The following is a 23,657-nucleotide window of genomic DNA, read 5'->3' as shown; positions in this document are numbered from 1 at the left end:
GCCCCGGGGCGGAGCGCGTCCACCCCGGGGCCGTGTTTCTTGGTACTACGCGCCCTTCAGACCCGCCAGCACCTTTTCCGGCAGGGCGGGCAAGTGGCGAATGCGCACGCCGCAGGCATGGTAGATGCCGTTGATGATGGACGCGTGCGGTGCGCTGAGCGGCAGTTCGCCCACGCCCGACGCGCCGAACGGACCGTCGCCGCGCGGGGTTTCCACGTAGATCAGTTCGATGTTGTCGGGAATGTCCTTGATGTACGGAACGCCCGCACCCGCCATGGTGGCGTGCTTCTTGAGGTCCTCGTAGTCTTCGGACAGGGCCAGGCCCACGCCCTGGGCCAGGCCGCCGTACAACTGGCCGTCGGTGACCAGCTTGTTGCAGACCTTGCCGATGTCGGCCACCAGGGTCAGCTTGTCCACCGTTGTCTTGCCGGTGGCCAGTTCCACGGCCACTTCGGCCATGAACACGCCGTACATGTAGGAGGTGAAGGGCTTGCCTTGCGCGTTTTCATCGCAGTGGGTGCCCGCCGCCGTCCACGCACCGCGATGCTTGGTGGCGATCTTTTCGTCCACCATCTCCTGGTAGGTGCGGAAACCGCCGGGCTTGCGCATGGCTTCCACAAGGTTTTCGCAGGCCACACGCACGGCGTTGCCGGTGACGTACTGCGACCGGCTGCCGCCCGCCGGGCCGCTGTTGGGCGCCTTGCTGGTGTCGTTGAGCACCAGGCGGATGTTCTGCGGGGCGATGCCCAGCGGACGCAGCGCCTCGTGGGCGGTGCCCAGGCTGCCCATGTCCGCACCCTGGCCGTGGTCTTCCCAGCAGTTGTAGATGGTCACGGTGCCGTCGGGGTTCAGTTCGGCATCGGCTTCCGAGGTGTCCGGCCCGTCAAGGCCGCAGCCGTACACGCCCACGGCAACGCCCACGCCCTTCTTGACCGCCGCCGTGGAACCGGCCTTGGCTGCCTCCTGTGCCGCCTTGTACTTGGGCCGCAGGATGTCGATCATTTCCGGCAGGCTGTACACTTCCGGGTCCTGCCCGGTGGGGTTGGTGTCGCCCTTGCGGTACACGTTGATGTAGCGCAGCTCCAGCGGGTCCATGCCCATCTTTTCGGCCAGTTCGTCCATCAGCACTTCGGTCGGGAACTCGATTTCCGGCGCGCCGTAGCCGCGGAAGGCGGCCCCCCAGGCGTGGTTGGTGCACACCGTGCGGCCCTGGCCCCGGATGTTGGCGATGCCGTAGCCCGCGCCCCCGAACTGCGCACCGCGCAGGGTCAAAAGGTCGCCGAACTCGGAGTACGGGCCATGGTCCACGGTCCAGTCGGTTTCCATGGCCTTGATCTTGCCGGTCTTGTCGGCGGCATAACGCGCGTTGACGAAGAACGGCGAGCGCTTGCCCGTGTAGTTCTGCTGCTGGCGATAGTTGTAGCGCAGGTGCACCGGGCGGCCCGTGGCCATGGCCGCCACACCCACCAGGGCTTCCATGGTGGGGCTGAACTTGTAGCCGAAGGTACCGCCCGTGGGGTTCTGCACCATGACGATCTTCTCCGGCTCGATGCCAAGGCCGGGGGCGATCATGTACAGATGCAGGTGCAGGCCGATGGACTTGGAATGGATGACGAGGCGCCCTTCGCCGTCGGTGTAGGCAAAGCCCACGTCCGGCTCGATGGGCAGGTGCGGCTGGCGACTCACGTAGTAGTCGCCTTCCACCACCACGTCGGCCCCGTCGAAGATGGGCTTGGTATCCGCGCCCTTGGCGATGTTCTGGATGAAGTACACGTTGGGCGTGCCGGGGTGGATTTCCATGGCGTCTTCGGCCATGGCCGCCGGGGCGCTCATGTAGGCGGGCAGTTCTTCCAGCTGCACCTTCACCTTCTCGGCGGCGGCGCGGGCGTGCTTTTCGCTGTCGGCGCAGACGATGGCCAGTGCGTCACCGTACTGGAACACCTTCTCGTCGCACAGGATGGGCCGGTCCCAGCCGTCGCCCTTGTTGGACGGGAAGGTGATCAGGCCGGTGATGCGGTTCTTGCCCTTGACGTCCTTGTGGGTGAGCACGCTGTGCACGCCGGGCATCTTCTGCGCTTCGGCGGTGTCGATGGACAGGATTTTGGCGTGCGACACGTCCGCCTGCACCAACGCAAGGTGCAGGGCATCGGAGGGCATCTTCAGACCCAGGTCCGCACCGTAGTCGCAGGTGCCCGTTACCTTGGCAATGGCGGAGGGGCGGGGGTACTTCGATCCCCAGATGCGGCCATCGGCGGGAATCTTGAAGCAGAGTTCGTCGGCGCTCATCTCGCCGCGCAGCACCTTGGCGGCGTCCATGACCGCATCGACCAGAGGCTTGTAGCCAGTGCAGCGGCAGACGTTGCGGTGCTTCTGGAACCAGTCGCGCACGTCGTCGCGGCTGGGGCTCTTGTTTTCTTCCAGCAACTGCCTGGCCGAAACGATGAAGCCCGGCGTGCAGAAGCCGCACTGCGCGCCGCCGTGGGCCGTCCACGCCAGTTGCAGCGGGTGCAGGCAGTCGGGGCTGCCCACGCCCTCGATGGTGGTCACCGATGCCCCGTCGGGCAGGCGGCGCATCTTGTACGCGCACGAGCGCACCACCTTGCCGTCAAGGATGACGCTGCACGCGCCGCACTGGCCTTCGCCGCAGCCCACCTTGACGCCGGTGAGCAGCAGTTGGCCGCGCAGCACGTCCGCCAGCGTCGCTTCCGGATCGACGACAAGGTTGCGGGGTATGCCGTTGACGATGAAATGCTTGTTGATCATGAGCCTGGCCTCCGTGGAGCTGTCCGTTGCATGTTGCGCGGGCGGGCATGCCGCCCTTTCCGTCGCGGGCGAATGGTTCGCCCTTCCCTGCATGGGCGGCTGGTCGCCGCCCCTCCCGTCCTGCCTGTAAGGCGGGGCTACGCGCCCTTGCCGAAGGGGCAGGCGGGATACCGGCATTCCTGGCAGCCGAGGCACAGGCCGCCATGACCGAGCGCGGTGATGTCCTCCCGCGTGACGGCAAGCCCGGCCAGCAGCCGGGGCGCCACGAGGTCGAAGATCGACGCACGGTGATACATGACACACCCGGGAAGGCCCATGACGGGCACCTCGCCGAGATACGCCAACATGAACATGGAGCCCGGCAGCACCGGGGCTCCGTACGCGACGACGCGCGCCCCAGCGGCCCTGATGCCCGCCGGGGTCTGGTCGTCGGGATCCACGGACATGCCGCCGGTAACGACGACCATGTCCGCCCCTTCGCCCACCAGTTCGCGGATGGCCCGGGCCGTGGCGTCATGGTCGTCGGCCACCAACACCTGACGCACCACTTCGCTGCCGAGTTCCGCGAACTTGCGGCGCACCACGGGGCCGAACTTGTCCTTGATGCGACCGTGGAACACCTCGCTGCCTGTGGTCACCATGCCAACGCGGGCACGGCGGAAGGGCAGCACGGAAACCACCGGCGCACCGTCAAGGGCGCGTTCGGCCTGGTGCAGCAGTTGTTCGTGGACAATGAGAGGGATGACGCGCATGCCCGCCACCATCTGGCCCGTACGCACCGCGCACAGGCCGTGCAGCGTGGACACGGCAAGTTCGCCCAGGCCATTCAGTCGGCCAAGGGCGGGAACATCGACGTGCAACAGCCCGTCGTGTTCGGCGACAAGGTTGACCCGCCCCTCGCATTTGGCTTCCGGGGCCACGCCTGCACCACCGACGGCGCGCGCCAGACGCATGGCGGCATCGTCTTCATGCAGTTGGCCCGCGCCAAGGCGCAGGGCGTAGACGTGCTCCTTCCCCATTTGCAGAAGGAGGGGGATGTCCGCCGGGGCGATGATGTGCCCCTTGCGGAACCCCGGCCCCTTTTCGACGCCGGGGACGATGCGCGTCATGTCGTGACACAACATCATGCCCACGGCCTCGTGGACCGGGACGATGGAAAGACCGTGCTCGTGACCTTGCATGTGCTTCTGCTCCCATGAAGGGACAGGCAGCATTCCGGCGTTGCCGCAGTCGTGTGTGGAGCCCTCTCGGACGCAAAGAGAAGGGCATGGCCGGACTGGGTATGCAGGCACTCCTAGTGTGCATATGTATCAGCCCTGGCAGGTCACGGTCAACGAACAACGCGTGTTAATTCAAGCATGACGATATGTTGCGATGACTGGTTATTCAATCCGCGAATAACAGACCGGAGTATGTGCACATTCACATGCCGTGAGCGCTCGTTTACCCGCATAGGGATCGTCAGTTCAGGGTCGGAATACCTCTTGCTTTGGCATGAAATGACCAAACAACACCAATTTTGATGATTTTTGCCGTAAAAATAACCAAATATAACTAAAACAAACATAATGCTCATGAAACATGTGCCAAAGTACGCGCATATGCTACGCATAACCGCTGAATTCATTGAACTTATCATTACCTCCCTGCACAGACCTGCTACGCTTGCCCCAAACTCACCATGCGGACACGGCGCATGGTCCGCCGCAGCCAGCCCCCGCCAGGGGTGCGAACCGGCGCGACGGGGCCGGACCGCGCAGCTTGATCCAAGGAGGTTGCCGGAATGCGAAGACGCCAATTCCTGAAGATGTCCTGCGTGCTTGGGGCGGGTGTCGCCCTGTGCGGGCTGGGCGTCGATCTCGTGCCCATCGAGGCGTGGGCGGACGAGATCAAGAAGATCGACCGCCTGAAGACGGCCAGGCAGACCATGTCGGTCTGCTGTTACTGTTCCGTGGGGTGCGGCCTGATCTGCGCCACCGACGAGAAGACCGGCAAGATCATCAACATCGAGGGCGACCCCGAGCACCCGGTGAGCGAAGGTTCGCTGTGCGCCAAGGGTGCGGGCATCTTCCAGACCACCGAGGCCAACGAACACCGCCTGACCAAGGTGTTGTACCGCGCCCCCAACTCGGACAAGTGGGAAGAAAAGAACTGGGACTGGGCCATCGACCGCATAGCCCGGCTGATGAAGGAAGAGCGCGACAAGTCCTTCATCACCAAGAACGCGGCGGGCCAGGTGGTCAACCGGGTGGAAACGCTGGCCCACATGGGCAGTTCCAACCTGGACAACGAGGAATGCTGGAGCATCACCGCCTGGGCGCGGTCTCTCGGCCTGGTGTACATCGATCACCAGGCCCGGGTCTGACACGGCCCCACCGTACCGGCTCTGGCAGAGTCGTTCGGACGCGGCGCGATGACCAATCACTGGATCGACATCCAGCACAGTGATTGCATTCTCATTCAGGGCAGCAACGCTGCCGAAAACCACCCCATCTCCTTCAAGTGGGTGATGCGCGCCAAGGAAAGGGGCGCCAAGCTGATCCACGTTGACCCGCGCTTCACGCGGACCTCGTCCAAGGCCGATTTCTACGCCCCCCTGCGCTCGGGCACGGACATCGCCTTCCTGGGCGGGATGATCAAGTACATCATCGACAACAACAAGATATTCCACGACTACGTGGTCAACTACACCAATGCCCCGTTCCTGGTGGACGGCAAGTTCGGCTTCAAGGACGGGCTGTTCAGCGGGTACGACGCGGACAAGCGTGGCTACGACAAGTCCACCTGGACCTACCAGAAGGATGCGGGCGGCATCATCCTGCGCGACGAGACGCTGAAGAACCCCCGCTGCGTCTACCAGCTGCTGAAGGCGCACTACGCCCGCTACGACCTGAAGAAGGTCTCTTCCATCACCGGCACGCCCGAAAAGGACCTGAAGACCGTGTACGAGATGTTCTCGTCCACCGGCACCAAGGACCGTGCGGGCACCGTCATGTACGCCCTGGGGCAGACCCACCACACCGTGGGCGTGCAGAACATCCGCGCCCTGGCCATCGTCCAGCTATTGCTGGGCAACATCGGGGTGTGCGGCGGCGGCGTCAACGCGCTGCGCGGCGAACCCAACGTGCAGGGGTCCACCGACCACGCGCTGCTGTACCACTACCTGCCGGGCTACCTTTCGGCCCCGCGCGCCTCGCAGCAGACGCTGGAATCGTACATCAAGAAGATCACCCCCGCGACCACGGAAGCCAAATCCGTCAACTGGCAGTCCAACTACGGCAAGTACGCGGTCAGCCTGCTGAAGTCGTGGTACGGCGATGCCGCCACCAAGGACAACGAATTCGGCTACGCCTGGGTGCCCAAGGCAGAGGACGGCAAGGACTACTCGGTCATGACCCTGTTCGACGTGATGTACGCCGGCAAGATCAGGGGCATGACCGTGTTCGGCCAGAACCCCGCGTGCAGCATCCCCAACTCGAACAAGGTGCGCGCCGCCTTCGCCAAGCTGGACTGGATGGTGCACCTGAACATCTTCGACAACGAGACGGCCTCGTTCTGGAAGGGGCCGGGCATGGACCCCGCCAAGGTCAAGACCGAGGTCTTCCTGCTGCCCGCCTCCGCCTCCGTCGAGAAGGCCGGCAGCCAGACCAACAGTGGCCGCTGGATTCAGTGGCGCTACGAGGCCACCAAGGCCCCCGGCGACTGCATCTACGCGGGTGAAGCCATCATCCGCATCCAGAACAAGCTGAAGGAACTGTACCAGAAGGAAGGCGGCACCTTCCCCGATCCCATCCTGAACATGACCTCCGACGGTCTGGCCGAAAAGGGCGGCTACGACGCGGAGAAGGTGGCCAAGCTGATCAACGGCTACTTCCTGGCCGACGTAGAAATCGGCGGCAAGCAGTACAAGAAGGGCGACTGCGTGCCCTCCTTTGCCCTGTTGCAGGCCGATGGCTCCACCTCGTCGGGCAACTGGATCTGCGCGGGCAGCTTTGCCCAGGACGGCAAGAACCTGATGCAGCGGCGCGGCAAGGCAGACCCCACGGGCCTCGGCCTGTACCCGGAATGGTCGTTCGCCTGGCCGGTGAACCGCCGGGTGCTGTACAACCGCGCTTCGTGCGACCCCAGCGGCAAGCCCTACAACCCCAAGCGCGCCGTGCTGGAATGGAAGGACGGCAAGTGGGTGGGCGACGTGCCCGATGGCGCCCCGCCGCCGCTGGCGGCGGAAGGCGGCAAGCTGCCGTTCATCATGAAGCCCGACGGGGTCAGTTCCCTGTTCGGGCCGGGCCTTGGCGACGGCCCCTTCCCGGAACACTACGAGCCGCTGGAAAGCCCACTGGCCAAGAACCTGATGTCAACGCAACAGAACAACCCCGCCATCCTGCTGTACAACAGCGACAAGGACATGGTGGCCAGCGCCGACGCGCGCTTCCCCATCGTCATGACCACCTATTCGTCCACCGAGCACTGGTGCACCGGTGCCTTCACCCGCTGGCAGACGTGGCTTACCGAGGCCATGCCCCAGGCATACGTGGAGATGAGCGAGGAACTGGCCAAGGAAAAGGGCATCAAGAACGGCGACAAGGTGCGCGTGGAATCCGCACGCGGCAAGCTGGAGTGCGTGGCCATGGTCACGCCGCGCTTCCGCCCCTTCCTGGTCAACGGCAAGACGCTGCATCAGGTGGGCATGCCGTACAACTACGGATGGCGCTTCCCCGAAGGCAACGGCGACAGTGCCAACCTGCTCACTCCCACGGTGGGCGACGCCAACGCCATGACGCCTGAGTACAAGGCGTTCATGGTCAACGTGGTCAAGGTATAGGGGGTGAGTCATGGCTGATGGAAAGTCCATACTCGTCGACGTTTCCCGCTGCACCGGTTGCCGGGGTTGCCAGGTGGCCTGCAAGCAATGGAACGGCCTGCCCGGCACCAAGACCAAGCAGACCGGCACCTACCAGAACCCGCCGGACTTCAGCCACCAGACCTTCAAGGTGGTACGCTTCGAGGACGGCAGAACCAAGGACGGCAAGACATACTGGCACTTCTTCTCGGACATGTGCCGCCACTGCATGAACCCGCCGTGTCTGGCGGGCGCGCAGGGCGACGAGATGATCCATGATGATGCCACCGGCGCGGTGGTGTACACCGAAGGCACCAGCAAGAGCGACTTCGAGATGTCGCTGAGCGTGTGCCCCTACAACATCCCCCGGCAGGACCCGGACACCAAGGTGATGCGCAAGTGCACCATGTGCTTCGACCGCATCACCAGCGGGCTTACCCCCGCCTGCGTGCTGTCGTGCCCCACTGGGGCCATGGTCTTTGGCGAGCGTGACGCCATGCTGGCGGAGGCCAAACGGCGCGTGGACATCCTGAAGAAGACGTGGCCCAAGGCCCAGGCGCTGAACGCCGACGACGTGCGCGTCATCTTCATCGTGACGGACGACCCGCTGAAGTACCACAAGTACGCTGCGGGCGTGTAACCCCCGCGGAAACGGGGGCAGGCGGAAACGCATCCCGCCTGCCCCCATGCGGCAAGGCCGTGGCCGCGCGCCAATGGCGCGGTCACGGTCAACCGGTGATGGCACGGCAAGCCCCGGCTCTGCCGCCACGCTCCGACACCGCAGCACAAGGTCCGGACTGGACGCCGCGCCCGATGCGGCCTACCTGCCGCCCTATGGCGCCATATGCGTCATGACGCCGAAATCACGCGGTCGGACGTTCCCCGGAACGGACAGCCCCCACCGCCAGCATAGCAAGGACATACCCATGCCCGACGCCTCCCCCACTCTCTCCAGCACCACCTCGGAAACCCTCGACCGCCTGCTGGCCCGCCATCCCGAACACGCCCCGCTCATCGCCGCGTTCCGCGCGCTCAGCGTGGCCCAAGCGGAACTGGCTGAAATGCCCGATCCCGACGGAGCCGTGCCCGTGCCCCCGGTGCGGGTGGAACCCGATCTTTTCGCGCAGGGCCGCGCCCTGCTGCCCGCCGATGAACTGCCCGACGGCCCCGCCCTGGACGACGCCTTCCTGACCCATGCCCTGACCGTGCTGGCCCCGGCCATCGCCGCCGGGCTGCCCGCCGTGGCCAATGACGTGCGCGAACTGGCCCGGCTGGCCCTGACAATGGAAGGAGCGCCGGGCGCAATGCCGGACACGACGGCTACCCCGACCCTCCCCCCTCGGGATCAGCTCCCCCTGCCGCGCCAACTGGCGGCGTGGGCGCTGACCGGGCGCATCGCCGCCGCCCAGGAATGGGCGCGCCGGGCCGGACTTTCGCCCGATGCCGTGGGCTTCGTGGCCATGCAACTGGCCACGGCAGCCGCGCGCAGGGTACAGCGCGCCGTGGCCCAAAACCTTGCCCCGCATGCCGACGGCTGGACCCACGGCCACTGCCCGGTGTGCGGCACGGCTCCCAAGCTGGGCGTGCTGCGTGGTGAAGGCGGCCAGCGCTGGCTGGTCTGCGCGCTGTGCGACCATACCTGGCGCCATCAGCGCACCGCCTGCCCCTTCTGCGGGGTGGACAAGCCGGACAACATCACCCTGCGCTACGTGCAGGGCTTCGAGGACGAACGCGCCGAGGCCTGCGCGTCCTGCCGCCGGTACATCCTGGCGGCGGACCTGCGCCACCGCGGCAGCGACGTGCCCTCGGTGCTGCCGCTGGGCATGGCCCACCTGGACATGCTGTTGCAGGAAAAGGGCTTCATGCCGGGCGGCGTGGACGACACCACGCGGCCAGCCCGGCCCGCAAGGCCCGCCACGGCGAAAACCCCGGCCTGACGCCACAACCGACCGAGCTCACAACCGCGACCAGCCTCCGCGCGTGACCGGAAAACGCGCGGCGGCTCCATCGGCACGCAGCAACCACACGGAACAACACCACCTGACCAGCGTCCCGAGCGGCATGACGGCACCGTCCGCCATGCCCGCCGGGGCGCTCGTGCATGTATGGGTTCACGGATATCCGGTCCGGGCCACCAGGCCGGGGCACATGTGCACGTGATGGCTCCCTTTTCCGGATTGATCACGCAACCACCTGCATTTTCAACGCTTCAGGCGGGTGCCATGCAAAACCTCATAACAAACTCAAAATACCCGTAAATAACCATAACGCACAGCTCTCACGCTTCACACAGTGACAAAGCCTGCGCATATGCTGCATTTAACCAACTGTTTTCTATTAATATTTTCTTGTTTTCGCCATAAACCCTGTTAGGATGCCCCCAAAAGATACGATGCGAAGGTGGCACCAGGCCATCTTCTCCGGCAGGCCAAGGGTCGTACCGGTCGCGCGGCACCTGTCGGCCCGCGCGACCGCTCTCTCCAGCCTGCGGAGCCGTGAGGGTGCCCATTCCCGCGCACGCCCGGCGGCATCGTGTCGTTTCCCCGTCTTTCTTCACGGGAGCGCGCACGACCGCGCGCAGGCTTTCGCGGGTACAGCAAAAGGTCCACAGACCTTTCCGGTTCTGTGAGGGGCTTTAACAAGGAGTGGAAGATGAAAACTACGCGGCGGAGTTTTCTCAAGCTCGTGGGCGTGAGCGCTGTCGGTCTCTCGCTCGGCCAGCTTGGGTTCGATCTTGCAGAAGCGCAGGCGTATGCCAGCAAACTCAAGATCGAAGGCGCGAAGGAAGTGGGCAGTGTCTGCCCCTTCTGTTCCGTCTGTTGTCAGATCATCGCCTACGTGCGCAACGGCAAGCTCGTTTCGACCGAAGGCGACCCCGACTTTCCGGTGAACGAAGGGGCCCTGTGCGCCAAGGGCGCGGCCCTGTTCTCCATGTACACCAACCCGCACCGCCTGACGAAGCCGATGTACCGCGCTCCGCACAGTGACAAGTGGGTGGAGAAGGACTGGGACTGGACCCTGAACCAGATCGCGCGCCGCGTTAAGGACGCCCGCGACAAGGACATGGTTCTCAAGAACGAAAAGGGCCAGACGGTCAACCGTCTTGATTCGCTCTTCATGATGGGTACCTCGCACGCCTCCAACGAGGAATGCGCCGTCATCCATCAAGCCATACGAAGCCTGGGTATGGTCCAAATGGACCACCAGGCCCGGGTCTGACACAGTCCCACTGTTGCGGCTCTGGCAGAGTCGTTCGGTCGCGGGGCTATGACGAACCACTGGATCGATATCAAGAATAGCGATGCAGTGCTTATTATCGGCAGCAATGCCGCAGAACACCATCCTGTCGCCTTCAAGTGGGTCATGCGGGCCAAGGACAACGGGGCCGTGCTCATGCACGTGGACCCCAAGTTCTCGCGCACGTCCGCCCGGTGCGATTTCCACGTGCCCCTGCGTTCGGGCACGGACATCCCCTTCCTGGGCGGCATGATCAACTACATCCTTGAAAAGGAACTCTTTTTCAAGGAATACGTCTTCAACTACACCAACTTCGCCTTTGTCGTCGGCAAGGACTACGAGTTCAACGACGGCCTCTTCAGCGGGTACGACCCCAAGACCCGCAAGTACGACCAGTCCAAGTGGGCCTTTGAAAAGGGTCCCGACGGCGGCCCGGTCATCGACGAAACCCTGAAGAACGAACGGTGCGTCTTCAACCTGATGAAGAAGCACTACTCGCGCTACACGCTGAAGACCGTCTCCGACGTCACCGGCGTGTCCGAGGAAAACCTGCTGCGCGTGTATGACGCCTTCTGCGCCACTGGCAAGCCGGACAAGGCGGGCACCATCATGTACGCCCTGGGCTGGACCCAGCACACCGTGGGCGTGCAGAATATCCGCGCCTCGTCACTCATCCAGCTGCTGCTGGGCAACATCGGCATCGCGGGCGGCGGCATCAACGCCCTGCGCGGCGAACCCAACGTGCAGGGTTCCACCGACCACGGCCTGCTGTACAGCTCGCTGCCGGGCTACCACAACCTGCCCGTTTCCACCTGGCAGACCCTGGCCGATTACAACAAGGCCAACACCCCGGTCACCACGGTGAAGAACAGCGCCAACTGGTGGAGCAACCGTCCCAAGTACGTGGCCAGCCTGCTGAAGGGCTGGTACGGCGACGCAGCCACCCCGGAAAACGACTTCTGCTACGAATACATGCCGAAGCTCGAACCCGGCGAGGACTGCTCGTACATGTACGTCATGGACAAGATGTACCATGGCAAGATCAAGGGCGGGTTCATCTTCGGGGTCAACCCCATGAACAGCTTCTCCAACACCAACAAGATGCGCGCGGCGCTGGACAAGCTGGACTGGCTGGTCTGCTCCGAACTGCACAACTCGGAAACCACGGACAACTGGAAGCGCCCCGGCGTTGATCCCAAGACCAAGAAGACCGAGGTGTTCCTGCTGCCGTCGGCCCACCGCATCGAAAAGGCGGGCACCATCAGCAACAGCGGCCGCTGGTTGCAGTGGTTCGACAAGGCGGTGGAGCCGGGCGGACAGGCCCGCAACTTCGCCGACATCTTCGTGCCGCTGATCAACAAGATCCGCGACCTGTACAGGAAGGAAGGCGGAGTCCTGCCCGAACCCCTGCTGAAGATGCACTGGACTGAAAAGTTCGATCCGGAAGAGTGGACCCGCCGCATCAACGGCTTCTTCTGGGCCGACACCAAGGTGGGCGACAAGGAGTACAAGCGTGGCCAACTGGTGCCCGCCTTCGCCCAGCTGAAGGACGACGGTTCCACCTCTTCGCTCAACTGGGTCTACGCGGGCAGCTACACCGAGGAAGCCGGCAACAAGTCCAAGAAGCGTGACGCCAGCCAGACGCCCATGCAGGCCAACATCGGCCTGTTCCCCAACTGGTCGTGGTGCTGGCCGGTGAACCGCCGCGTGCTGTACAACCGCGCCTCGGTGGACCTGAACGGCAAGCCGTTCAACCCCCAGAAGGCCGTCATCGAATGGGACGGCGCCAAGTGGATCGGCGACGTGCCCGACGGCCCGTGGCCGCCCATGGCCGACAAGGAAAAGGGCAAGCTGCCCTTCATCATGACCAAGGACGGCCTGGCCCAGTTCTACGGCACGGGCCGCGTGGACGGTCCCTTCCCCGAGCACTACGAACCTGCGGAAACCCCGCTGGACAGCCATCCGTTCTCCAAGCAGCTGTCCAGCCCGGTCTACAAGTTCCACACCTCGGACATGGACCAGTTCGCCAAGGCGGCCGACCCCAACTACCCGTACGTGCTCACCACCTACAGCCTGACGGAACACTGGTGCGGCGGCGGCGAAACGCGCAACGTGCCCAACCTGCTGGAAACCGAGCCTCAGCTCTACATAGAGATGAGCCACGAGCTGGCCAAGGAAAAGGGCATCAACAACGGCGACGGCGTGATCGTGGAAAGTGCGCGCGGGCGCGTGGAGGCCATTGCCATGGTCACCGTGCGCATCCGGCCCTTCACCATCATGGGCAAGACGGTACACCTCGTGGGCATGCCTTTCGCCTACGGCTGGACCACGCCCAAGTGCGGTGATTCCACCAACCGCCTTACCGTTGGCGCGTACGACCCGAACACCACCATTCCCGAAAGCAAGGCCTGTCTCGTCAACTTGCGCAAGGCCGACAAGCTGACCGAAATAGCCTAACCGGAACAGGGCGCGCCCCGCCGCGGGGCGCGCCCCCCTCCAAGGAGCACTACGATGCCCAAGGCATTTTTAGTAGATACAACCCGATGCACGGCATGTCGCGGCTGCCAGATCGCGTGCAAGGAATGGCACGATCTGCCCGCCAACGAGACCAAGCAGCGCGGTTCACACCAGAACCCCCCGGACCTCAACCCCAACAACCTCAAGATCGTCCGCTTCAACGAACGGATGACCAAGGAAGGCGTTGTGGTCTGGAACTTCTTCCCCGACCAGTGCCGCCACTGCGTGACCCCGGTGTGCGTGGACGTGGCCGACATGGCCGTGCCCGGCGCCATGATCAAGGACAAGAAGACCGGCGCCGTGCTGGCCACCGAAAAGTCGGCCAAGCTCAGCCCGGCAGACGCCAAGGCCGTGGCCGAGGCCTGTCCGTACAACATCCCCCGCATCGACCCCAAGACCAAGCGCATCACCAAGTGCGACATGTGCTTCGACCGCGTGTCCGCGGGCATGCAACCCATCTGCGTGAAGACCTGTCCCACCGGCACCATGGTCTTTGGCGAGCGCGAGGAAATACTGGTCGTGGCGCAGAAGCGCCTTGCGATCGCCAAGGAGCGCTTCCCCAAGGCCCATCTGGTGGACATGGAGGACGTGAGCGTCATCTACCTGCTGGCGGAAGAAAAAGAGCATTACTACGAGTACGCCGGTTTCATGTAGCTGGCCTGCGGGCGCCCCGTGCCCCGCGTTCACCCTCTGATGGAGGCCCCGGCCTCCGGTTCTCGTGGAGCATTCATGGCCGCCAAACGCCAAAGTGTCGCGGATACGCTGGCTGATGTCACTGCCCGTCGTCCTGTCCTTGAACCCGTGCTGCGGGTCTTCGAACCCCTGCTTTCCGCCGGCGACGCGCTGGCCGGAACACTGGCGGAGACCGTGCGCGAGGCGGGCCTGCGCCTGCCGGAACAACAGTGGGACCGCGCCCAGCAGGGGGTATCCCTGCTGGCGGGCGTTGCCCTGACCGGCATCGCCGCGCCCATGCGCCGAGCGGCGGAAGAACTGCTGCCGCTTCTGACCACCATAGAGACGGTGGCTCCGCACGCGGAATCGCTGCGGGCGTTCTTCCTGCGCCCGGTGGAAAACGGGGATACCCGCGACGCCCTGGCCGAGGCCGTGGTGGCGGGCAGGTCCATCGAATCCATAGCCGCTGATGGCGGCGTGGAACCGGACGTGCTTGCGTTTGTCACCGGCTTCGTGCTGTCCCCGGTGCTGCACGCCATGGTTGCCGATGCCCTGCCCGAAGACGGGGAAGCCCCCTGGGACACGGACGGGGCATGGCAACAGGGCTACTGCCCGGTGTGCGGCGCCTTTCCTACCATCGCCTGGCTGGACAAGCCCATGCTGGACGAAAAGAACGCCTACCTGGCTGGCGGCGGTGGCAAGAAGCACCTGCATTGCTCCCTGTGCGGCGCCGCCTGGAAGTTCCTGCGGGGGGCCTGCCCCTCGTGCGGAAAGGAGGCCAGCGGCACCATGGAAATGCTGCGGGAAGCCGAAGCCGCCCGAGGCGAACGGCTGGACTGGTGCACCAAGTGCAACACCTATTGTCCCACCGTGGACCTGCGGGAACGCGAGGCCGCCCCCAATCTGGACGCCCTGGCGCTGGGCATGATGCATCTGGACATGGTCGCGGCGCGCAAGAAGTTGCGCCCCCTCAGACCTTCCTTCTGGAATATGTATTGAACAGGAGCACCTTGATGAAATACCTGGTCATCTCCCTGTTTGCACTGACCCTGCTCGTGGCCGGTACGGCCCTGGCGGCCGACGCCGGGGATGCCGCCAAGGCCCCGAAGAAGGCCATTGAACTGAAGCACGGCACCTCCAAGCGGATGCACGTGAAGTTCAACCACACCACCCACAAGGACGTGGCGTGCGAGCAGTGTCACCACGACACGCCCGACCCCGCGAAGCCCTTCGCTTCGTGCACCAACAATGACTGCCATGCCACGCCCGGCCCCCGCGAGCGCGACACCATGAGCATGTTCGTGGCGTACCACGCCAAGGACACCGACCGTTCCTGCTACGGTTGCCACAAGCAGATGGCCAAGGACCATCCCGAATTCTCGGGCTGCCGTCCCTGCCACATGAGCGCGCAGGCCAAGAAGGACGCCGCCGCAAAGACGAAGTAGCCTTCGCGGCGGACCTGCCAGCACGGCCCGTACTGTACGGCCCATGTTGAACGGCCAACACTGCCCACCAGCGCCGACCGGCCATCCGGTCGGCGCTCTCCGTGGCTTTGGGCGGGGCGGGCCCCGGCTGGTCGGCCTGCATGGCCATCACCGCCAGGGCAACCCGGGGCCAGACAAACCGGACCGGCCGAGTGCCGGTTTTCATCAGCCCGTGATTATGTCATTGTGAGCAGGTATGCTTGGACCAGCACATAGCCTGTCAGTCACGCAAACAGGACAGGCCGTGACCAGCCCTGTCCGCACACGCTGGCCTGTCCGCGCACGCTGGCCTGTCCGCGCACGCTGGCCTGTCCGCACTGGCGACGGTTTCACCACCTACACGGAACACGCGCATGACCACCACTCCCCTTCGCCCCGCCCCCACCCCTGCCCCCCGTCCCACCGTCCGCCTGCACCTGTGGCTGGAAGAGGACGGCGAAATGGTCTTCGGCATGGGCCGGGCCATGCTGCTGCTGGCCATCTATGAACACGGCTCGCTGAAGAAGGCGGCGGAAGCGCTGGGCATGTCGTACCGTGCCGCGTGGGGCAAGCTGAAGCAAACCGAAACCGCCCTTGGCCTGCGCCTGGTGGAAAAGGCGGGCAGCAACCGCGAAGGGTACCGGCTGACCCCGGCCGGGCGCGAAGCCATGGACCGCTTTCGCGCGTGGTTTGCCACCGTGGAGCGTTGCGCCGTGGAAAGCGCCGCCACGGTGCTGCCGTGGCCGGTCCGCCAGTTCGAGGACAAGGTCCGCGACGTCAAATAGTCCTCCGGGCACGCCAACGCCCTTCCGCTCACTGCGCCCTTCCACCCCACCCGCACCCGTCATGCCAGTCATGCCCGCCAGGCCAGCCATGCCCGCACACGGGCCAGTCCCACGCCGTGCCCCATGCCGGGCTTGACGATGCCCCCATGCTGTCGCACCTGATAGGAAAGGCCAGACATCAAATCGTGGCCAATCGTGGCCGGATCACAGTCCGATCATGACCCGATCTTGGTCCGAGCATGGCCCGAACATCGCCGGGTTATGGCCCGAACATCACCGGTTCACGCCTGCCCATCCCCCGGCACCTCGCGGCAAGGAGCCCCATGCACCAGTTCGTCCCCCGTGCCCTATTCCTGTTCGCGGCAGTTCTGTGCGCCAGCCTGTTCGTATTCATCGGCGGGCAGGTGCTGACCCTGTCCGACATGGCCACGCGCATTCACCCGCTGCTGGGGCAAATCGTCTTCTGGGGCGGCATGGCCGCCTACCTCGGCGCACTGTGCTGGCTGGGGGGTACCTGGTTCCTGCGCCCCCGCCCGCTGGTCCAGCCGCAGAACCCCACGCCGGAAGCACTGCGCGACTACCTGCGTCGCCTTACCGCACGCCTGCGGGCCAACCCGCACCTGCGCGAAGGCGGCGTTGCCCACATGGCGACCGGGCCTGTCCCTGCGACGGCGGGCACCAGCCGTGCCCAGGGCACGCCCCCGGTAACGGCGGAAGTGGCCGAAGCCGCCGCCCTGCTGCGCGCGCTGGACGCCGCCGCCCTGCGCGAAACCAAGCGCACCGCCTCGCGCATCTTCCTGTCCACCGCCGTGGCCCGCAACGGCAGGCTGGACACCCTCATCGTGCTGGTGCTGCTGGCGCGCCTGGTATGGCGCGTCTCGTCCATCTACGACCAGCGGCCCCACCCGCGCGACATGGTGCGCCTGTACATCAACGTGGCGGGCACCGCGCTGGCGGCGGGCGCGCTGGAAGAGGCAGGGCTTGAGGAGCACGTCCACGCCCTGCTCGGTCCGTTGCTCACGGCATCGCCGCTGGCCTCGATGCCGGGTGCCTCGCACATGGGCACCCTGCTGGCCGCCGCGCTGGTGGACGGTTCCGCCAATGCCCTGCTGGCCCTGCGGGTGGGCATCGTCACCCGCAACATGCTGTCCCCGGTACTGCCCGGCTGTCCGGCACGCCAGAACCCCTACCGCGAATCGGCAGCCCTGCTCGGGCGGATGACCGCCGGGCTGGGACGTGCCGTGGTCAAGGCGGCCATGGGCGGCGTGGCATCGGGCATCCGGGCGGGTCTGGAGGGCACCGCCCGCCGCACCGCCGATGCGGTACGCAAAGGGGCACGGGCCACGGCGCACGGGGTGGGCGACGTGGTCCACCGGGCCGGGGACATGGCCACCTCCGTGGCCAAGGCCATGCCTTTCCGCGACGAGGCCCCCCGGAACAACGCCGGGAAAGACGAATCCGCCCCGCCGTGCACCGGCACACCGCCGCACGCCCATGCCACCCGCGCGGGCGACTCCGCCCGCACGCCGGACGGCGCGACAACACCTTCCCCCCGCAGCCGCATCCCCAATCCCCTGCGCCTGTTTCGCAAGAAGCGCGACTGACGCACCCTACGCAGCCTGTCCGCCAGTTCTGCAAAAGGCGCGACTGGCATCCTCTCCGCAGCCTGTCCGCCTGTCCCGCAAGAAGCGCGACTGACATCCTCTCCCCATCCTGTCCGCCAGTTCCGCAAAAGGCGCGACTGGCATCCTCTCCACTCTACTCCCCCTTCGCGCCACCTCCCGCCCACCAACGCACGGCGGCCCGCAGCATGTGCCACGGGCCGCCCACTGTCGGAAGGGAAGACAGCGCGATATCGTCGGTGGGAATCAGAACGGCGGCAACGGCCTGCCCGTGGGCTGCTGCTGGGTGATGCAGTGGATGCCGCCCCCACCCCGGAAGATGTCCAGCGAATGCACCTGCACCACCTCTCGCCCCGGAAAGACCCGGCGCAGGGTTTCGAAGGCGGCCCTGTCCTGCGAACTCAGCGAATTCAGCGGGTCCGGCTTGTCGCCCGGCTCGCCGAAGGCGGACATGACGATGCCCCCGTTGGCCACGTAGAAGTTGATGTACGAAAGGTCCATCCGCCTGTCGCCGTGGTCCACGCGGGCGGGCTGGTCGATGGTGATGATCTCGAACGGCCTGCCGCAGGCGTCGGTGGTCAGTTCCAGCCGTCGCAGGTTGTCCTGGTAGACCGCGTGGTTGTGGTCTTCCGGGTCGTCGCAGCGGTGCAGCAGCACCACCCCGGGCCGGGCAAAGCTGGCCACGATGTCCACGTGTCCGTGCGTATCGTCGCCCTCCAGCCCCTCGCCCAGCCAGACCACCTTGCGCACGCCGAGGTACGCGGTGAACAGTTCCTCGAAATCGGCCTTGGTCATGCCCGCGTTGCGGCGCGGGTCCAGCAGGCACTGTTCGGTGGTGATCAGGGTGCCCTGCCCGTCCACGTGGATGGACCCGCCCTCGAGGATGAACGGGGCCGCGTAGCGCCGCATGCCGAGGCGCGACAGGATGAGCTGGGCCACGCCGTCGTCGTGGGTGGGTTCGTCGTAGGTGTGTCCCCAGGCGTTGAACAGCCAGTGCACACCCGCCACGCCGCCCGCGCCGTCCACCAGGAAGGTGGGGCCGAAATCGCGCATCCAGGCATCCTCGATGGGCGCGGGCAGCACGGTCACGGTGGCGCCGCACAGGGCGGCGGCGACCTGGGCGTCTTCCGGACGGGCCAGCATGGTCACCGGCTCGAACCGGGCAATGGCCCGCGCCACGGCGGCATACGATGCCCGCGCCGGTTCCAGGGCGTCCAGCCACAGCGGGCCGGGGCACGGCCAGGCCATCCAGCAGCCCGCGTGCGGCTCCCATTCGGCGGGCATGTGCAGCCCGTCGCAGGCGGGGGCGCGCACCGGCAACCGCACCGGCGCGAATCTTGGCGGCGTGAGTGCGGTGCGCCTCACGTCGGTATCCTCCTGTGTCATGAACATGGGCTACCCCTGGTTGATCATGACGTGCTTGGTGATCTGGTAGTCGCCCACCGCCTCGCTGGACAGGTCCTTGCCGAAGCCGGACTGCTTGAAGCCGCCGTGGGGCGTTTCCGAGGTAAGCGGCAGGTGGTCGTTGATCCACACGGTGCCGAATTCCAGCGCGGCGGAAACGCGCATGGCGCGGCCCACGTCGCTGGTGAACACCGACGAGGCAAGGCCGTAGACCACGTCGTTGGCCAGGCGCACGGCGTCGTCCTCGGTATCGAAGGGCAGCACGGTCAGCACCGGGCCGAACACTTCCTCCTGCACGATCTCCGACTTCTGGTCCGCGTCCATGATGACCGTGGGCTCGTAGTAGTACCCGGCTCCAACCCCCGTGGCGAGCTTGCCGCCGCACAGCACCCTGGCCCCTGCGGCGCGGGCGCGGTCCACGAAGCCGCCGACGGACGCCAGATGCCCGGCGGACACCAGCGGCCCCATCTGGGTGGCCCCGTCGAAGGGGTCGCCCACCACCACGCCCTGCATGGCCGCCACCAGCGCGTCGGTAACCTGCGCCAGTTTGTCGCGCTGCACGTAGACGCGGGTGGCCGCCGTGCAGTCCTGCCCGGTGTTGCAGAACGCGGCCAGCGAGGCCTTGGCGGCCACCAGTTCCACGTCGGCATCGTTGAACACCACCAGCGGGGCCTTGCCGCCCAGCTCCAGGTGCACGCGCTTCAGGGTGTCCGCAGCCGTGCGCATGACCGAGCGGCCCGTTTCCGTGGCCCCGGTCAGGCTGACCATGCGGATGTCGGGGTGCTTGACCAGCATCTCGCCCACGTTGCCGGTGATCACGTTGACCACCCCGTCGGGAATGCCAGCCTGCGCGGTCAGTTCCGCCAGCATCAGCGCGGTGCGGGGGGTGATGGTGGCGGGCTTCAGCACCGCCGTGCACCCGGCGGCAAGGGCCGGCCCAAGCTTCCACACCGCCATCAGCAGCGGGTAGTTCCACGGGGCGATCTGGCCCACCACCCCCACCGGCTCGCGCCGGTAGATGGAGGTGTAGCCGGGCATGTATTCACCGGCATGGTGGCCGTGCGTGTCGCGCACTGCGGCGGAAAAGAACCGCAGGTTGTCCACGCAGAACGGCAGGTCGCCCCCCAGGCTGAGGAACTCGTACGGCTTGCCGGTGTCTTCCGACTCCACGCGGGCGAAGACCTCCATGTTGGCCTCCAGCAGGTCCGCCAGCTTCCACAGCGCCTTGGAGCGCGCGCCGGGCGACAGGCGCGACCAGCGTCCGTCGTAGAAGGCAGCCTTGGCGGCGGCCACGGCCTTGTCCACGTCCGCCGCTGTGGCGGCAATGACGGTACCCACGGTTTCGCGGGTGGCGGGGTTTTCCACGGGCAGGGTGCGCCCTGCGGCGCCTTCGGTCCACGCGCCGTCGATCCAGAGCTTCATGTTCATTGCTGGCCTCCTTTGGCGGCGTGCAGCACTAACGTCTCAGCCGCAATTCGGATTTTTGTTCGCTGGCAAGGAAAACGAGTCTGCCGTGGAGGGAACATACTCTTATGGTATTTGACCGGAACGGCTGATGACGTTTGACGATGCCAGCGGGCAAAAGGCCGAGTTGCCATCAGTTAGGCACGGATGTGGCGGAGAACATCCTCCAGCCGGTTGAGCACTTCGTCGAGCAGTTCCATGGGTGTGTTCAGCGCGGGTTCGATGCGGATGCATTCCGAGTTGGTCAGGGTACCCGCCGTCAGCACGTTGCGGGCAAACAGCCCGGCGGCCACCTTGTAGCCCGTCTCGCCATCCAGGAAGTCCATGCCGATGAGCAGGCCCTTGCCGCGAATCTCGCGGAAGATGCCGGGGTAGCGTTCCTGAAGGTCGTGCAGGCGCTCCAGCATGTACTCGCCCTTGGCCTTGGCCTGTCCGGGCAGGTCCTCGTCCAGCATCACCTCTATGCCCGCAAGGGCCGACGCGCAGGCCAGCGGGTTGCCGCCTGTGGTGGTGGTGTGCATGAACGGGTTGGGTTCCATGACCTTCCAGATTTCCGGCGTGGACATGAACGCGGACATGGGCACCACGCCGCCGCCCAGGGCCTTGCCGAAGCACATGATGTCCGGCGCAACGTCCCAGTGGTCCACGCCGAACACGGTGCCGGTGCGCCCGAAGCCGGTCTGCACTTCATCGGCGATCAGCAGCACGCCGTACTTGGTGCAGATTTCACGCAGGCGGGGCCAGAAGTCGTCGGGGGGCACCACGGCCCCCGCCTCGCCCTGGATGGGTTCGGCGATGACGGCGGCAATGCCCGCGCCCACGGCCTGGGCCGAGGCAAGAATGCGTTCCACCGCGTCGGCATCGCCGAACGGGGCAAACTGCACGCCGCCCAGCAGGGGCAGCAGGGGTTCGCGGAACACCGACTTGCCCATTACCGAAAGCGCCCCCAACGTCTTGCCGTGAAAGCCCTTGAGCATGGACACGAAGCCCGACTTGCCGGTGTAGAACTTGGCCAGCTTCAGCGCGCCCTCGATGGCTTCCGTGCCGCTGTTGGCAAAGAACCCGTACTGGATGTCGCCGGGGGTCAGCGCGGCAAGCACCTTGGCCAGTTGCGCCCGCAGGGGGTCCAGCATTTCCTGGCTGTACTGGGGCGACCGGTCGAGCTGGGCCTTTACCGCCTCGACGATGCGCGGATGGCGCATGCCGTGGCTGTACAGGCCAAAGCCGCCCAGCATGTCGATGTATTCGCGGTCCAGCGCGTCGCGCATGATCGACCCGCTGCCAACCCATTCGGTAACCGCGAAGCCGCCCGATTCGGTGACGGACTTGCGGTACTGCAAGAAGCCCTTGTTGATGTGGTTGGCGAAATTTTCCGCAGTGTCGCGGGTGATGCGTTCGCGCTCCTCACGGGTGATGGCGTCCGCCGGGCGGCGGACGATGTCCAGAATGCGGGTTGCTTCCTGCTTTGCGAGAGCGATGTCGCGGCTCATACGGCCTTCCTGTGTTGCGGTGATGGGGGCGGGGTTGCCTGTGGTCTCACGCCTCCGGCGGGCAGGGGGCCTGTGCCCCCTGCACCCCCCTTTCGGGGTCCGCCGCGGAGCCGGAGGAACGCGCCCCCGGAAAATCGAAGTCTGTGCTGATGCGGTCTGTCGCGCGCCATCGCCAGCGTGGCGATGGGGCCGCGTGTTGCTCTTGCCCGCGCTTGCCGTGCGGCACGCGACAGGATTTTCGTTCTCCGGCGAGGGAGATGAGACGTTCACGAAGCGAGCGCACTTCTGGCGTGCGTGACCGGAGTGAAAGACGAAATCTGACGACGCCGGAGAACGAAAGGACGGAGCGTGCTGCCTACCGGGTCTTGATCATGGTCCACAACTCGTCATACAGCCGGTTTTCCTTGCCCAGGTCGCGCAGCAGCTGCAGCTTGCCGATGTAGTCCTTGGTCGGGTAGATGGCCGGGTTCGCCAAGTCTTCGGGGGTGATGAATTCCTTGGCGGCCTTGTTGGGCGTGGGGTACTGCGTCCAGTTGGACAGGTGCGCGCCGTTCTTGGCGTCGAGCACGTAGTTGATGAACTTGTGGGCCGCTTCGGGGTGGGGGGCCTTGGCGGGAATGCACAGGTTGTCCACCCACATCACCGCGCCTTCTGCGGGGTTGGCGAAACCGGAGGTGGGGTCTTCGGCCACCGCGCGCAGGCCGTCGCCGTTGTAGACGATGGCGGCCACGGCGGTACCGGCCACCACCTTGCTGCGGGCACCGGTGCCCACTTCGAAGCCCTGGAAGTATTTGCTCTTCTTCACCTTCAGCATCATGTCGGCCAGGGCCTTCAGGTCCGCCGGATCGGTGGTGTTCACGTCCTTGCCCATGTAGACAAGCGCGCTGCCCAGCATTTCACGCACCGAATCGATGAGCACGAAGGGCCCGGCCTGTTTCTTCTCGTCGAACATCACGGCCCACGAGGGCGGGTCGCCGGGCACCTTGCCCTTCTTGTACATCATGCCCAGGGTGCCCCACTGGTAGGCCACGCTGTGGGTGTTGCCCGCGTCGTACTTGGGGTTCACGAACAGCTCGTCCAGGTTCTTGAGGTTGGGCACCTTGGCGTGGTCGATCTTTGCCAGCAGGCCCAGGTTGACCATGGTGGGCAGCAGGTAGTCGGAGGGCACCACGATGTCGTACTGCGAAACGCCGCCCGCCTGAAGCTTGGCGATCATCTCTTCCATGGACTCGTAGTAGTCCACGCGCACCTTGATGCCGGTTTCCTTTTCGAAGTTGGGGACGAAGTCCTCCGGCATGTACTCGGACCAGATAAACAGGCGGAGTTCCTTGTCCGCGGCCATAGCCATGTTTGCGGCGAGCAGGACCATCGCCAGCGCCATGAAGAGAATCTTGCGCATG

15 protein-coding genes are annotated in these 23,657 nt (G+C 65.5%); 9 read left to right on the top strand and 6 right to left on the bottom strand.

Annotation, left to right across the window (positions count from 1 at the left end; translation table 11 throughout):
• Positions 1 to 45: 45 nt before the first annotated feature.
• Together ABWO17_RS09715 and ABWO17_RS09710 are read right to left on the bottom strand one after the other, a co-directional pair.
• The gene (locus ABWO17_RS09715) at positions 46 to 2,763 is read right to left on the bottom strand and encodes a molybdopterin-dependent aldehyde oxidoreductase (protein ID WP_353117993.1); all 2,718 of its coding nucleotides are present in this window, start codon (positions 2,761 to 2,763) and stop codon (positions 46 to 48) included.
• A 137-nt stretch (positions 2,764 to 2,900) separates the two neighbouring features.
• Entirely contained in the window at positions 2,901 to 3,944 is a 1,044-nt protein-coding gene (locus ABWO17_RS09710; RefSeq protein ID WP_353117991.1) for a molybdopterin-binding protein, read from the bottom strand.
• 602 nt (positions 3,945 to 4,546) lie between these two features.
• Between ABWO17_RS09710 and fdnG (ABWO17_RS09705) the strand changes: the two genes are divergently transcribed.
• From fdnG (ABWO17_RS09705) to ABWO17_RS09665, 9 genes are all read left to right on the top strand, one after another.
• A complete protein-coding gene (fdnG, locus tag ABWO17_RS09705) occupies positions 4,547 to 7,585 on the top strand; it encodes a formate dehydrogenase-N subunit alpha (RefSeq protein WP_353117989.1) in 3,039 nt (1,012 codons plus the stop codon).
• A gap of 10 nt (positions 7,586 to 7,595) precedes the next feature.
• Positions 7,596 to 8,243: a 4Fe-4S dicluster domain-containing protein gene (locus ABWO17_RS09700; RefSeq protein ID WP_353117987.1), complete on the top strand. Its 648-nt coding sequence runs from the start codon at positions 7,596 to 7,598 to the stop codon at positions 8,241 to 8,243.
• A gap of 286 nt (positions 8,244 to 8,529) precedes the next feature.
• Positions 8,530 to 9,540, top strand: a complete 1,011-nt coding sequence (locus ABWO17_RS09695) for a formate dehydrogenase accessory protein FdhE (RefSeq protein ID WP_353117985.1) — start codon at positions 8,530 to 8,532, stop codon at positions 9,538 to 9,540.
• Positions 9,541 to 10,255: 715 nt separating this feature from the next.
• Positions 10,256 to 13,297 (top strand): formate dehydrogenase-N subunit alpha, encoded by a 3,042-nt coding sequence (gene fdnG, locus ABWO17_RS09690; RefSeq protein ID WP_353117983.1) that lies wholly within the window; start codon positions 10,256 to 10,258, stop codon positions 13,295 to 13,297.
• A 54-nt stretch (positions 13,298 to 13,351) separates the two neighbouring features.
• Positions 13,352 to 14,011, top strand: coding sequence for a 4Fe-4S dicluster domain-containing protein (locus ABWO17_RS09685; RefSeq protein ID WP_353117981.1), 660 nt, complete (start codon positions 13,352 to 13,354; stop codon positions 14,009 to 14,011).
• Positions 14,012 to 14,086: 75 nt separating this feature from the next.
• Entirely contained in the window at positions 14,087 to 15,028 is a 942-nt protein-coding gene (locus ABWO17_RS09680; RefSeq protein ID WP_353117979.1) for a formate dehydrogenase accessory protein FdhE, read from the top strand.
• A gap of 14 nt (positions 15,029 to 15,042) precedes the next feature.
• Positions 15,043 to 15,474 (top strand): formate dehydrogenase subunit gamma cytochrome c-553, encoded by a 432-nt coding sequence (locus ABWO17_RS09675; protein ID WP_353117977.1) that lies wholly within the window; start codon positions 15,043 to 15,045, stop codon positions 15,472 to 15,474.
• Between the two features lie 392 nt (positions 15,475 to 15,866).
• Positions 15,867 to 16,277, top strand: a complete 411-nt coding sequence (locus ABWO17_RS09670; protein ID WP_353117975.1) for a winged helix-turn-helix domain-containing protein — start codon at positions 15,867 to 15,869, stop codon at positions 16,275 to 16,277.
• Between the two features lie 323 nt (positions 16,278 to 16,600).
• Complete coding sequence (locus tag ABWO17_RS09665; protein ID WP_353117973.1) at positions 16,601 to 17,881, top strand: DUF697 domain-containing protein; 1,281 nt, start codon at positions 16,601 to 16,603, stop codon at positions 17,879 to 17,881.
• Between the two features lie 264 nt (positions 17,882 to 18,145).
• On the opposite strand, the gene ABWO17_RS09660 is transcribed toward ABWO17_RS09665, so the two are convergent.
• The 4 genes from ABWO17_RS09660 to ABWO17_RS09645 all read right to left on the bottom strand — a co-directional run bounded on the left by ABWO17_RS09660 (position 18,146) and on the right by ABWO17_RS09645 (position 23,656).
• A complete protein-coding gene (locus ABWO17_RS09660) occupies positions 18,146 to 19,291 on the bottom strand; it encodes an agmatine deiminase family protein (RefSeq protein WP_353117971.1) in 1,146 nt (381 codons plus the stop codon).
• Between the two features lie 3 nt (positions 19,292 to 19,294).
• Positions 19,295 to 20,731 carry an aminobutyraldehyde dehydrogenase gene (locus ABWO17_RS09655; RefSeq protein WP_353117969.1) on the bottom strand — a complete coding sequence of 479 codons (1,437 nt, stop codon included), beginning with the start codon at positions 20,729 to 20,731 and terminating at the stop codon, positions 19,295 to 19,297.
• A gap of 173 nt (positions 20,732 to 20,904) precedes the next feature.
• The gene (locus tag ABWO17_RS09650) at positions 20,905 to 22,257 is read right to left on the bottom strand and encodes a putrescine aminotransferase (RefSeq protein WP_353117967.1); all 1,353 of its coding nucleotides are present in this window, start codon (positions 22,255 to 22,257) and stop codon (positions 20,905 to 20,907) included.
• Positions 22,258 to 22,612: 355 nt separating this feature from the next.
• Entirely contained in the window at positions 22,613 to 23,656 is a 1,044-nt protein-coding gene (locus tag ABWO17_RS09645) for a polyamine ABC transporter substrate-binding protein (RefSeq protein WP_353117965.1), read from the bottom strand.
• Position 23,657 lies beyond the last annotated feature (1 nt).

The sequence above is a fragment of the Nitratidesulfovibrio sp. genome, from assembly GCF_040373385.1.
Lineage (GTDB): Bacteria > Desulfobacterota > Desulfovibrionia > Desulfovibrionales > Desulfovibrionaceae > Cupidesulfovibrio.
Note: the sequence above shows the minus strand (reverse complement) of the source record. Positions and strands in the feature narration are given on the sequence as shown.

Coding starts and splice junctions, on each gene's coding strand:
- ABWO17_RS09715 (WP_353117993.1), bottom strand. CDS start 2,763: ATGATCAACAAGCATTTCATCGTCAACGGCATACCCCGCAACCTTGTC.
- ABWO17_RS09710 (WP_353117991.1), bottom strand. CDS start 3,944: ATGCAAGGTCACGAGCACGGTCTTTCCATCGTCCCGGTCCACGAGGCC.
- ABWO17_RS09700 (WP_353117987.1), top strand. CDS start 7,596: ATGGCTGATGGAAAGTCCATACTCGTCGACGTTTCCCGCTGCACCGGT.
- ABWO17_RS09695 (WP_353117985.1), top strand. CDS start 8,530: ATGCCCGACGCCTCCCCCACTCTCTCCAGCACCACCTCGGAAACCCTC.
- ABWO17_RS09685 (WP_353117981.1), top strand. CDS start 13,352: ATGCCCAAGGCATTTTTAGTAGATACAACCCGATGCACGGCATGTCGC.
- ABWO17_RS09680 (WP_353117979.1), top strand. CDS start 14,087: ATGGCCGCCAAACGCCAAAGTGTCGCGGATACGCTGGCTGATGTCACT.
- ABWO17_RS09675 (WP_353117977.1), top strand. CDS start 15,043: ATGAAATACCTGGTCATCTCCCTGTTTGCACTGACCCTGCTCGTGGCC.
- ABWO17_RS09670 (WP_353117975.1), top strand. CDS start 15,867: ATGACCACCACTCCCCTTCGCCCCGCCCCCACCCCTGCCCCCCGTCCC.
- ABWO17_RS09665 (WP_353117973.1), top strand. CDS start 16,601: ATGCACCAGTTCGTCCCCCGTGCCCTATTCCTGTTCGCGGCAGTTCTG.
- ABWO17_RS09660 (WP_353117971.1), bottom strand. CDS start 19,291: ATGTTCATGACACAGGAGGATACCGACGTGAGGCGCACCGCACTCACG.
- ABWO17_RS09655 (WP_353117969.1), bottom strand. CDS start 20,731: ATGAACATGAAGCTCTGGATCGACGGCGCGTGGACCGAAGGCGCCGCA.
- ABWO17_RS09650 (WP_353117967.1), bottom strand. CDS start 22,257: ATGAGCCGCGACATCGCTCTCGCAAAGCAGGAAGCAACCCGCATTCTG.
- ABWO17_RS09645 (WP_353117965.1), bottom strand. CDS start 23,656: ATGCGCAAGATTCTCTTCATGGCGCTGGCGATGGTCCTGCTCGCCGCA.